General features: G+C 39.9%; 8 protein-coding genes. 4 read left to right on the forward strand and 4 right to left on the reverse strand.

Annotation, left to right across the window (positions count from 1 at the left end; translation table 11 throughout):
- Positions 1–336: 336 nt before the first annotated feature.
- Positions 337–4,308 (forward strand): alpha-L-fucosidase, encoded by a 3,972-nt coding sequence (locus B5F08_RS04210; RefSeq protein WP_087376690.1) that lies wholly within the window; start codon positions 337–339, stop codon positions 4,306–4,308.
- Positions 4,309–4,569: 261 nt separating this feature from the next.
- A complete protein-coding gene (locus B5F08_RS04215; RefSeq protein ID WP_087376692.1) occupies positions 4,570–5,043 on the forward strand; it encodes a DUF2798 domain-containing protein in 474 nt (157 codons plus the stop codon).
- Positions 5,044–5,294: 251 nt separating this feature from the next.
- On the opposite strand, the gene B5F08_RS04220 is transcribed toward B5F08_RS04215, so the two are convergent.
- From B5F08_RS04220 to B5F08_RS04235, 4 genes are all read right to left on the reverse strand, one after another.
- Positions 5,295–6,410, reverse strand: a complete 1,116-nt coding sequence (locus tag B5F08_RS04220; RefSeq protein ID WP_087376694.1) for an ABC transporter ATP-binding protein — start codon at positions 6,408–6,410, stop codon at positions 5,295–5,297.
- Positions 6,411–6,546: 136 nt separating this feature from the next.
- Positions 6,547–7,323, reverse strand: coding sequence for a pseudouridine synthase (locus B5F08_RS04225; RefSeq protein ID WP_204245156.1), 777 nt, complete (start codon positions 7,321–7,323; stop codon positions 6,547–6,549).
- Positions 7,324–7,337: 14 nt separating this feature from the next.
- Positions 7,338–7,820 (reverse strand): DUF4830 domain-containing protein, encoded by a 483-nt coding sequence (locus B5F08_RS04230; RefSeq protein WP_158096213.1) that lies wholly within the window; start codon positions 7,818–7,820, stop codon positions 7,338–7,340.
- 66 nt (positions 7,821–7,886) lie between these two features.
- On the reverse strand, positions 7,887–8,561 hold the full coding sequence (locus B5F08_RS04235; protein ID WP_087376700.1) for an HAD-IA family hydrolase: 675 nt from the start codon (positions 8,559–8,561) through the stop codon (positions 7,887–7,889).
- Positions 8,562–8,780: 219 nt separating this feature from the next.
- Between B5F08_RS04235 and ychF the strand changes: the two genes are divergently transcribed.
- Together ychF and B5F08_RS04245 are read left to right on the forward strand one after the other, a co-directional pair.
- Positions 8,781–9,875, forward strand: a complete 1,095-nt coding sequence (ychF, locus tag B5F08_RS04240) for a redox-regulated ATPase YchF (protein WP_087376702.1) — start codon at positions 8,781–8,783, stop codon at positions 9,873–9,875.
- A 685-nt stretch (positions 9,876–10,560) separates the two neighbouring features.
- Positions 10,561–12,405, forward strand: coding sequence for a polysaccharide biosynthesis protein (locus B5F08_RS04245; RefSeq protein ID WP_242968269.1), 1,845 nt, complete (start codon positions 10,561–10,563; stop codon positions 12,403–12,405).
- Positions 12,406–12,431 lie beyond the last annotated feature (26 nt).

The following is a 12,431-nucleotide window of genomic DNA, read 5'->3' on the forward strand; positions in this document are numbered from 1 at the left end:
AAAAAGGAAAAACACCCTTTTTAGAACGGCTAACCTTAATATAAGGTGAGCCGTTTTTATTTTTAGTTTTTGCAAATGGAATTTTGATAAGTATATTTGTTTTATATTGTTTAACCTAACAAAAAATCATACCAATTTAAGGGATTTGTAAAAAAATACAGATAATAAAATAATAAAAATAAAATTTAACGTCAAATACAACAAATTATTTGATTGATATTTGTAGAATGTGTCTATTGCAGAAAAATTGGGCTTGGTGTAATATGGTATTGAAGAAAATTATATACCGCAGTATATATAAAATCAGCAGACATTTAGAAAAGGAGTGTTTTAAAGATGAAGAAAAAGAAAATGCTTAGTGTTCTCATGTGCGGCTGTATGCTCATGGGCAGCATTGTTCCTTTGGCAGGAGCATCAGCAGCAGAAACCTATGCATATGACGGTTATGTGGATGATTCAGCGGCAACAGGAGCATCTGCCGACATACCGTCATGGGGAGCTTTGCCAAATGACGCACAGCTTAAATATCACAAGGACGGTCTTGCAGTATTCTGTCATTTCGGCCCGAACACATTCAACGGTATTGAATGGGGCGAAAACTACGGTACAAAAACACCAAATGAAATTTTTACATTTGCCCAAGACGCGGATTTTGACGCTGAAACAATTGTCAAAACAGCAAAAGAGGCCGGTGCCGACAGACTTATGATAACTGCCAAGCACCATGACGGATTCTGTATCTGGGATTCTGAGACCACAAATTATGATATTGCGGAAACAGACTACTTTAAATACCACCAGGAGCTTGATGACGGCAACGGAGATATTCTTAAAGAAATTTCCGATGCCTGCACAAAGTACAATCTCGACATGGGTCTTTATCTTTCACCTTGGGATATTCATGAGCAGAACTACGGCTGTTTTGGCGACCAAAATAATAACCCGAGTGATAACGGTGCATACACAGATTATAACGAACTGTATCAGGCACAGATAAGAGAAATCTGCACAGCCAAAAACGATGACGGAACATACAAGTACGGAAACAACAACCCGAACCGCTCAGGCGACAGATTTGTAGAGTGGTGGATGGACGGCGCAACAGGAAGCGGTGCATACTATCAGACATATGACTGGGAGGGAATTTTCTCTGCTATAAGAGAGACAAACCCGGATTGTCAGATATTCGGTACTCATAAGGCCGGACCAGAGCTTGGAAGTACAGGCGGTATCCACTGGATTGGAAACGAAGCCGGTATTGCTGCAATAGAAACATGGGCAAAGGTTAACAAGGGCGAAAGTTATGAAGATAAAGAGCTGTATCCGAGAGGCGAAGGCGGAGCTATTATCGGTAAGGCAGAGGGAAACAAGTGGAGCGTTCCTGAAGCTGACGCAAAGCTTTTGAATGCCGGATGGTTCTGGAGTCAGTCAAAGCAAAGCTCATTGCTTTCTATGGAAAAGCTTGGAAACATGTACTTTAACACAATCGGCAGAGGTGCTGTTTTGCTTCTCAACGTATCACCGAACAGCTCAGGTACTCTTGATGAGAACCAAAAAAACCGTCTTCTTGAATTCGGTCAGTCCGTAAAAGATATATTCACAACAGATTTGACAGAGGCAGATGGCGTAACAGTATATGCAGATTCAATCTATAAGAATTCCGAAACATACAAGCCTTCAAACCTTATCGACGAATACACACTCAACACTTCCGTAACAAAGGAAGAGAGAGTTTACGACGAAACCTGCTGGGCTCCTGAAGACGGTGCAAAGGAAGGCTCCGTAATTATCGACTTGGGTTCAGAACAGACCTTCGATACAATTAAAATTGAAGAATACATTCAGAAGGGCCAGAGAATTTCTGAATTTACAATCGAGTACATGAACGAAAGAGGTCAGTGGAAAGAGTTCTATTCAGGAAAGACAATCGGTTCTCAGAGCGTAACAAGACATGCTCCTGTTACAAGTTCTCAGATTAGAATTACAGTTAAGTCCGACTATGCAACACCTATCCTCAACGATGTAGGTATTTACAAAGGACCTGAAACTTTCGAGCTTGAGGCTGACGACAACATTGAATTTATAGTTGATGAAAGCGAACTCGATTACAAGTCAATTAAAGATGCTACAAGAACAGGTTCATGGCAGACTTCCGACAATACACATTACTGGTCAGCAGGAACAAATTCATCTGTAACATTTAAGTTTACAGGTACAGCTTTCTATGTAAAGGCTATTGAAGACCCGAACCACAGCTCCTTTGAAGTTGTAGTTGACGGAAAGTCAATGGGAACTGTAAATCTTAACAACTCAACAAGAATAGAAAATAAGATTGTTTACTATTCAGATGATATCGGTTATGGCGAACACACTGTAGAGCTTAAGACTCTCAATTCCAGCGGAAAGACATGTATAGACGTTTACGGAATTTACGGTCTTAACATAGAAGAGGGTATCTTCGAAGTAGGAAACCTCACATATGATATTGCAGAAACAGACACAGTTCAGCTTGAGGTTGTCCGCAAGCACGGAAGCAAGGGCGCAGCAACTGTAAACTTCAGTACAACAACAGGAAGCGCTCAGCAGAACATGAACTATGAGTACAAGGACGGAACCTTGGAATTTGCAGACGGCGAAACATCAAAGGTAATTGACGTTAAGATTTATGCCCATAAGGACACAACCTCAATGCTCAACTTCTACCTTGATATAAACACAGCAGAGGGCGCTCGTCTTGGACTTAACACAAGAGCGGTTATCAATATTCATCCGGCAGACAAAACTGCAACACTTGAATCTCTCAATGCTCTTATTGCAGAGGCAAAAGCACTTTTGGATAATCCGGCAGTTACAGAAGAAGCAAAAGCTTATTTGAACGAGAAAATCGCATTTGCTGAGAAAGCAGCAGCACAGCCTGACGCAGAACAGTCAGTTTACGGCGGTGCTACAACAGCTCTCCAGATGGCTATAGACAATGCTGGTGTTGATTCATCAGTTCTTAACCTTGCAGTTTCAGGAACAGTTGCATTTGAAGCAGAGGATGCAAAGCTTGAGCAGGCTGTAGCAGGCGACAAGAACATCCATATTGTTGAGGGTGACAATTATTCCGGCGGCAAGAAAGTTGGCTGGGTAAAAGCAGGCGACAAGATAATAATTCCTTTCTATGCAGAGGCAGCAGGCACATATACAATGGATATGTACGCTCAGTCAGGAAGAGTAGAGGGAAGCGGCTATACATCAAATAAATTTGATATTTCAGGAACAAATGTAGAAGAAACATCAGTAGAATTCTATGGTTCTGTAGATGCTCCGATTAAGAAGTATACATGTGAAATCGTAGTTACAAAGAGCGGCGCAGGCGAACTTGTTTTGACAGCAGCTGCTGACCATGATGGTCCAGATGTAGATAAGTTTGAATTTACTTGCAAGGAAATCAGTCAGGAAGGCTTGCTTGTACTTCCTACAGACGGTTCAGAGGTATCCTTTGAAGCTGAAGACGCACAGCTTGTTCCAACAGTTGAGGATAATGAGCATCTCCATACAAAGGAAAGCAGCAAAGCATCAGGCGGAGTTATGCTTGACTGGTATATGGCAGGCGATAAGGTTATAATCCCATTCTATGCTGAAAAGGCAGGCACTTACAATGTAGATATTTATGCTGAGTGCGGAAGAGTAGAGGGAACAAAAAAGCCTAACAGACTTTTGCTTACAGGAAAGAAGATTGAAGAAGATGAACTTGATTTCTATGGTTCATCTGCAACAGCACCTCAAATCGAGAAGCGTAGCTATCAGATTGTTGTAACAGAAAGCGGTATAGGCGAGTTGGTATTCACAGCAGCTGAAGGCTATGATGGTCCAAACCTTGATAAGCTTGTATTCTCTTTGGATGTACCTGTAACAGTTGATAAGACTGCTCTCGATGCAAAGATTAAAGAGGCAGAAGCTATTGAGAATGTTTACACAGCTAATAGCTTTAAGGCTCTTACAGATGCTATAGCAGCAGGTAAGGTAATATTCGATAAGGACGATGCTCAGCAGGCAGAGGTTGATAATGCTGTAACAGCTATCACAGAGGCAATCGAAGCATTGGCATACAACAGCGGTGATACAGACCACGACGGAGCATTGAGCATTAGCGATGTAACAGCTATTCAGTCACATATTGTAGATAAGGCAGTTGAAAACTTCGATGAAAAACTTGCCGATGCAAATAAGGACGGAAAAATAAATATTATCGACGCAACAACCGTACAGCTTGTAGTAAGCGGAAAGTATACTCTTGATGGCGACGGAAATATTGTACACTGATAATTAAACACTTATAATAAGGAAAAGACCGGAATTTCCGGTCTTTTCTGTTTTGTGGAAAGTATATATATTATTAGGAATGAAGTTACTTATTTTGTCACAAAGAGAAATCAAAAAATACTTACGAGGGAAATATTCGCTGTGATATAATAAATATAAAGAATTGCAGTCGCAGTGAAAGGGTAAAGTAGCGAGACGAGAGTCTTGCTGCTTTATTTTTTTGCCGCAATTCGGGTTATAATAAAGAAAAGGGGTATAATTATGCCAAAGACAAAATTTCAGAATGTGATTTTTACTATTATCATGGCGACAATCATGGTTTACGGAATGATTGTCTACAATGTAGCACTTAACACAGGGGGAGTAACAAACCAGACATTTTTATTGGCACTCCATGAAATGCCTATTATGGTTCCGGTAGCCTTTGTGCTGGAGTTTTTTGTGGTTGAAAAGCTTGCTTCACGCCTTGCGTTTTCTTTTATGCGTACAACAGACCGCCCGCAGTTTATTACATATGCGATTTCCCTTATGATAGTGTGTATTATGTGTCCTGTTATGAGTTTAATTGCAACTTTGCTTTTTAAAGAGCCGAGCTTCGGAACATGGATTCATACTTTTGGCTGTAATTTTCCTATGGCTATGTTCTGGCAAATGTTTTACTGCGGCCCACTTGTAAGACTTATTTTCCGAACAATCTTCCGCAAGCAGATAAAGGAACAGAAAAAAGAAGCTTGATTTTTTAATCCTGATATTTTTAAATATAAAATAACCGTGGTTCAAAAGAGCCACGGTTTAGTTTTTATATTAAAAAAGCATAAATAAAGATGAGCTATTCCTAAGATTTAACAAAAGGTCGTATACACCGTGTGCAAAACCAAATTTATAAACATCAGTCATGCACGTAGATATAAAAAATAACACACCACAGCAAAACTGTTGTGGTGTGTTGTAAAAAATCCGATGTGACCGCACTCAGGATTTTATAATCAGTTAGTAATTGTCATCTCTGTTTCCTTATCAAAGATGTGAATCTTGTTAACATCAAATGCAATCTTGATTGTGTCGCCAACCTTAGCAGTTGATGTAGGAGCAACTCTTGCTGTTACAGGAATGTTAGCAACGTTTACATAGAGATAAATCTCAGCACCCATAAGCTCTGTAACGTCAACAGTAGCTGTAATGCAAGCACCCTGACCTGCCTTCTGGAGGAACTCAGGATCATCATAGATGTGCTCTGGACGGATACCGAATCTAACTTCCTTGCCAACGTACTTCTCGAGGCAGCCGTTCTTATTCTTAGAAGCAGGAAGAACGATTTCGTACTTGTCGAACTTGAGAGCCAAGTCAGAACCCTTCTTAACAACAGTTGCGTCGATGAAGTTCATTTGAGGTGAACCGATAAATCCGGCAACGAACTCATTGCAAGGCATGTCATAGAGGTGTTGTGGTGTATCAACCTGCTGAATGAAGCCGTCCTTCATAACAACGATTCTTGTACCCATTGTCATAGCCTCTGTCTGGTCATGAGTAACATAGATAAATGTTGTGCCGAGTCTCTGATAAATTCTTGAAATCTCTGTACGCATCTGTGCACGGAGCTTAGCGTCCAAGTTTGAAAGAGGTTCGTCGAGAAGGAATACCTTAGGATCTCTAACGATAGCTCTACCCAAAGCAACACGCTGTCTCTGACCACCGGACAAAGCCTTTGGCTTTCTGTCGAGGTACTGAGCGATACCGAGGATCTTTGCAGCCTCTTCAACTCTTCTCTTAATTTCATCCTTAGGAATCTTTCTGAGCTTAAGACCGAATGCCATGTTCTCAAAAACTGACATATGAGGATAGAGAGCATAGTTCTGGAAAACCATTGCGATATCTCTGTCTTTAGGAGCAACGTCGTTGCAGCGAACATCGCCTATGTAAAGGTCGCCCTTGCTGATGTCTTCAAGACCAGCAACCATTCTCAAAGTTGTGGACTTACCGCAACCGGAAGGACCAACCAAAATAATAAATTCTTTATCCTCGATTTCAAGATTGAAGTCTGTAACTGCTGTTACGCCGCCGTCATAAATTTTGTAAATGTGCTGTAAAGATACATTTGCCATATTAAATAACCTCCAAATTAGTCCGGACTCTGCATTGCCGAACTTTGTGTTATTATTGTAACACTTTTAAAAAAATATTACTACCCTATTTTTAACTAAATATTTTCTTTATAATTTAGACAATATTACCACATTGTCAAAATTGTTCCATGTTTAAGTATATTTTTGTATCAAAAATGAGATTTTTCTCATGTTTATACAAAAATCTCGATTCTCCTCGTTCCAAATTATTATCTAAAACGAGATTTCCGATTGACAATCTTTCTAAAAATATCACCTTTAGACCGACAGCCAGGAACATTTTTTTCACTTGGTGGAATTTTCCTTCACAAATTTTTACAAATCCCACATTTGATTTTAACGTGCCGCCGAAATAATTTTTATACGGTTCATCCAGCGGACATTCTGTATAAAGATTAGCCGGCAAACACTGTGTTCCGTCCTCAAACACTATTCCTTTTTTGAATTGCTCTATGTGTTCTTGGGTAATAATTCCGTCTGTTTCAGCTCGGTAAAGCTTGTACACGTGCTTTTTAGGGGAAAGCATGTTGTGGGCAAAGTCGCCGTCGTCGGTTATAATCAAAAGTCCGGTGGTGTCTTTGTCCAGTCTGCCGGCAGGAAAAAGCCCACGTCTTTTCATATTTTCCGGCAAAAGGTCAATAACCGTTGGGGCGTTTTTGTCGTTGGAGGCCGACAAAACCCCTGCGGGTTTGTTCATCATTATGTAAACATATTTTTGAAAATTGAGAATCTCGCCCTGTACGGAAATTTCGTCCTTTTCCGGGTCAAACTTGCTTTCCGGCTTTTTTTCAGGTTTTCCGTTTACGGTGACGAGTCCGTTTTTTATAAGTTTTTGAACTTCTTTTCTGCTTCCCACATTCTGAGAAACAAGTATTTTGTCAAGTCTATCCATTTTAATTATCCTTTTTATGCTTTGTCACCCAAGAAATTCAGAAGCGGCTCATCAATTCCGCCTGTGTTTAAGTGGCCGCCCACCACCTTGTCCCTTATAACAATAAGAACGGCGTAATATTCCTGGCGGTTATCCGTAATAATTGGATAAATTCTCTGCTGAGCATTTTGACCCTTGTATTTTGAAAGGTCAAGTCCCTGAGATTTCTGGAGATTGTTGTACTCTTCATAAAGACTGTCAAATTTTTCGGGAATGATAATCTCACGCTGAACACAGTTTGTAAAATCCACATTCAAACCGAATTGCCTGAAAAAGGCTGTTGTTTCTTCCTTGTCGGAAACCTTCAAGCTGTATTTGCCCAGATTTTCTACCTGTGCCGTTTCAGGCTGGAACACGCCAAAAGCAAAAAATATCCAAATAATTGCAAAAAGCACGGTAAAGGAGCACAGAAATGTAACTGCGGCAAGCTTGTTCATCTTAAAAGATGCGGCAAACATATACATCACCTCTAAAAATATTCTTTGTTGATGTATATGTTTCTGAAAAGCCTTAAATGACAGATTTTATTCAGTTAAAAATTTTAAAATATCCATAGGTGTGTCGGCAAAGTTTTTTCCGCCTGATTCAACCATCAGATTTTTATTGCCGTATCCGTAATTTACGCCGATAAAATCTATTCCTGCTGCTAAAGCTCCCTTTGTATCATAAAAGGTGTCGCCAACCAGAACCATTTTATCGTTTTCGCTGAGTCCCAGCTCTTTTCTTGCGTATTCCACAATATCCTTTTTGTCCTTGCGGCTTCCGTCCAGGTTTGAACCACAGATTTTGTCGAAATAATCATATGCGCCGATTATTTTTATAACATCCTCGGCGAAAGGCTCGTACTTAGAGGTTGCAACTGCGATTTTTGCGCCGCTGTTCTTTAAAGCTGTGAGAAGCTCCTCTATGCCGTCATAAAGCTTGTTTTTGTATTTTCCAACTGTGTTGTAAATTCCACGGTAAATTTCTGTTGCATTTTCCGCTTCTTCCTTGGTCATGGAACAGAGATTCATAAGTGTGTTGATAAGAGGAGGGCCTACATAAACGCTATAGTCGCTTAAATCCGGCACAGGCTGTCCCATCTTTTTTAATGTTTCCTCAAGGGAATATCTTATTCCCGGTGCGCTTTCGCTTAATGTTCCGTCAAGGTCAAACAAAACCGCTTTATATTTTATTTTCAAGTTTTTTTCGTGTGCCATAAAAACACTTCCTTATCTTTTCCTTTTCTATATTAAAGGCATTTTCAAAGGGATATTACTGTTGTATAACAGCAAAATTTGTGATATAATACCTTGTAATGCGAGAATTTTTCTCATGCTTTAGAGATTGAGGCGGTAGATTTTTAAACAGCCGCCCACCAATAAATAATACATTATCGCTTGAAAATAATCAACCGTTTTTATGAAGGAGTAGATAAAATGAAGCTGGGTATCGTTGGTTTGCCTAACGTAGGAAAAAGCACACTTTTTAACGCTATAACAAATGCAGGCGCACAGTCTGCAAACTATCCTTTCTGCACAATAGAGCCAAACATCGGCGTTGTTGCAGTTCCGGACTCAAGACTTGACAAGCTTGCTGAAATGTACGACCCTGACAAGTACACACCTGCAACAATCGAATTTGTTGACATTGCAGGACTTGTAAAGGGCGCATCAAAGGGCGAGGGTCTTGGAAACAAGTTCCTTTCTAATATAAGAGAATGTGACGCAATAGTTCATGTTGTAAGATGCTTTGAAAATGACGACATTATCCACGTTGAAGGAAGCATCGACCCGGTTCGTGATATAGAAACAATAAACCTTGAGCTTATTCTCTCCGACGTTGAAATTATCAACCGCAGAATAGACAAGGCTCAGAAAATGACAAAAGCCGACAAGAAATATCAGGCAGAGGTTGATTTCTTCACCCGTGTACGTGACGTTCTCAACGAGGGTAAATCCGCCCGCAGTGTTGAATGTACAGAAGAGGAAAAGGAGCTTCTTTCCACAGTTGCTCTCCTCACCAACAAACCTATTATATATGCCGCAAACATGAGCGAAGAGGATTTCTCCAACGGAATAGAGAACAACGAGGGCTTGAAAAAGGTTGAAGCAATCGCCGCAGAAGAGCACGCAGCAGTTTTGCCGATCTGCGCAGAGATAGAAGCCGAAATCGTAGAGATGGACAAAGAGGAAAAAGAGATGTTCCTTGCCGACATGGGACTTGCAGAGTCCGGTTTGGACAGACTTATAAAAGAGTGCTACTCTCTCCTGGGACTTATTTCCTACCTTACCGCCGGCAAGCCTGAGGTAAGAGCATGGACAATCACAAAGGGAACAAAAGCTCCGCAGGCAGCAGGAAAAATCCACTCCGATTTCGAGCGTGGCTTCATCCGTGCCGAGGTTATAGCATTTGACGACCTTATGGCATGCGGAAGCATGACCGCCGCAAAGGAAAAAGGCCTTGTAAGAAGCGAAGGCAAAGACTACGTAATGAAAGACGGCGACATAGTCCTCTTCCGCTTCAACGTTTGATTTTTAGTTCCGCCTTGCAAAAGTCAGACTTAGAAATAAACGTCGTTTCAAGGCGGGCGAGACCTTATTTTCTATATCCACCGTGCATGACTTGTGTTTATAAATTAAGTTCTGCACACGATGGGCGAGACGTTTTGTTAAGCGACTTGGAATGACTCGCTTGCATTTGGGTTTGAATTTTAATAAGTAAAAACAACAACCGTGGTTCTTAAATTTTGAACCACGGTTATTTTTATATTTATTCTTATGTAATCATCAAATTGTAGGATTAGATAGTTCCATAAAGGAATAATAAATAAAGATAATATTTCTAAAAAGTAAAAATAAATAGCTTTTGAATTGATATGAGATAGAAAAGAGTTGTTCAAAATGATGAATTTTATGGAAAGGAAAGTTCAAATTAGCATAAAATAAAATCTTCTTTCTGAACTTTTGTGATATTTTTGTTCATTTTATATATGTCAATTATTGAGAAGGTACTGTGTTTTATACAGTTACTTTGTCTTTTTTTCCGAAAAATACGTGATGTAATGCGTGATGTATTGATTTTTAAGGGTTGAGGTGGTAATATATGATATAGTGTAAATTATGTGTAAAAAGTGTTTTGGGAAATTTTTTAAAAACTATAGGGAAATATAAATGTTTTAAGACTCGATATTATTAAATGAAATGCGAGGAAGGTAATTTGAAAAATTTGGGACAGAGAAAATTGATGCTGATGGGGATTGACCTGTTGGTATTGGTGGCAGCCTGTGTTATTTCGTATTTTATGGTTGTGTTCACCGCCCATATTCCGATGACAACGAAAGGTGTATTCTGGAACGCTTCTGTTTTTATAGTATGCAACATGCTTTCACTTGTAGCGTGGGGCACATATAATAAGGTTTGGCGTTATGCTGATATAATAGATTTAATTTATTGTGTATTCAGTGTGCTGTCGGGTACGGTTATTTCCGGAGTAATCCTGATTGTAGCACAGCAGTTAGAAACGGTAATGTACCCGATTATTGCCGGCGGCATTTCAGTTTTGGCAGTGATTGGAGCGAGATTTTTATATTTATATTTGGTTGATACGTCGGACGCACGTATGAACAAAGCGTCAAAACAACGCTCTATGATTATAGGCGGAGGACAGGCATGTCAGAGTATTTTAAGAGAAATGATGAGTATACCGGGATGTGCTTATACGCCTGTATGCGTTGTAGATGATGATAAAGAAAAGATAGGAAGAAGTATTCACGGTATCAATGTTTACGGGCCGACAGATGAGATACCAAAGCTTTGTAAAGAGCATAAAATAGAGGCTATTTTTTTCGCAATTCCATCCTGTGACAAGGAGGAAAGAAAGAGGATTTTGCATTTATGCTCTACAACAGGATGTAAGGTTAAGATACTGCCTTATATTCACAAGCTGATTTTTGAAAAAGAATTGATTTCTCAGGCACAGGATATAAGAATTGAAGACCTTTTGGGAAGAGAGCCCACACAGTTTGACAATGTGCAGGTGGAAAATCTTATAAACGACAGTGTTTGCATGGTAACAGGCGGCGGTGGCTCCATAGGTTCAGAGCTGTGCCGTCAGATAGTACAGTATAAGCCTAAAAAGCTTGTGCTTATAGACATATACGAAAATAATGCCTATAGTATTCAGCAGGAGCTTTTGAGAAAATACGGAAACACACTGCCTTTGGAAGTGCGTATTGCTTCTGTACGTGATTATGAAAAAATGGACAGACTGTTTGAGGAGTATCATCCGGATTTGGTATTCCATGCGGCGGCTCATAAGCATGTTCCTCTTATGGAGGACGACCCTGACGAGGCTGTAAAAAACAATATATTCGGTACGTTTAATGTGGCAGGCCTTGCCAATAAATATAATGTAAGGAAATTTGTTTTGGTTTCTACCGATAAGGCGGTAAACCCTACAAATGTTATGGGAGCTACAAAACGCTGCTGTGAGATGATAGTTCAGTACAATGCAGAAATTTCAAAGGGCACTGAATTTGTTGCAGTTAGATTCGGAAATGTTTTAGGCTCAAACGGTTCTGTTATTCCTTTATTTAGAAAGCAGATTGAAGAGGGCGGGCCTGTTACTGTAACTCACCCTGACATTATTCGTTATTTTATGACAATTCCTGAGGCTGTTTCACTTATTTTGCAGGCAGGAGCCATGGCAAAGGGCGGAGAAATTTTCGTGCTTGACATGGGCGAACCGGTTAAAATAACAACCCTTGCAGAAAATCTTATCCGTCTGTACGGAAAAGAGCCTTATAAGGATATAGAAATTAAATTTACCGGCCTTAGACCGGGAGAAAAGCTTTTTGAAGAGCTTTTGATGAATGAAGAAGGATTAAAGTCTACACTTAATCATAAAATTTTTATAGGAAAGCAAATACATGTAGATACGGAAGAATTTGATAAAATGCTTGAAAAACTGCACGATACAGTAGAAAAAGGCGATACACATCAGCTGCTTTGCTGTTTGCAGGCATTGGTTCCGACTTTTTCGTGTTCTCGTCTATCTGACTAAAAGATGTAATGAAAGCGGAGCGGATG

It is taken from the genome of Anaeromassilibacillus sp. An172 (assembly GCF_002160515.1).
Lineage (GTDB): Bacteria > Bacillota > Clostridia > Oscillospirales > Acutalibacteraceae > Limousia > Limousia pullorum.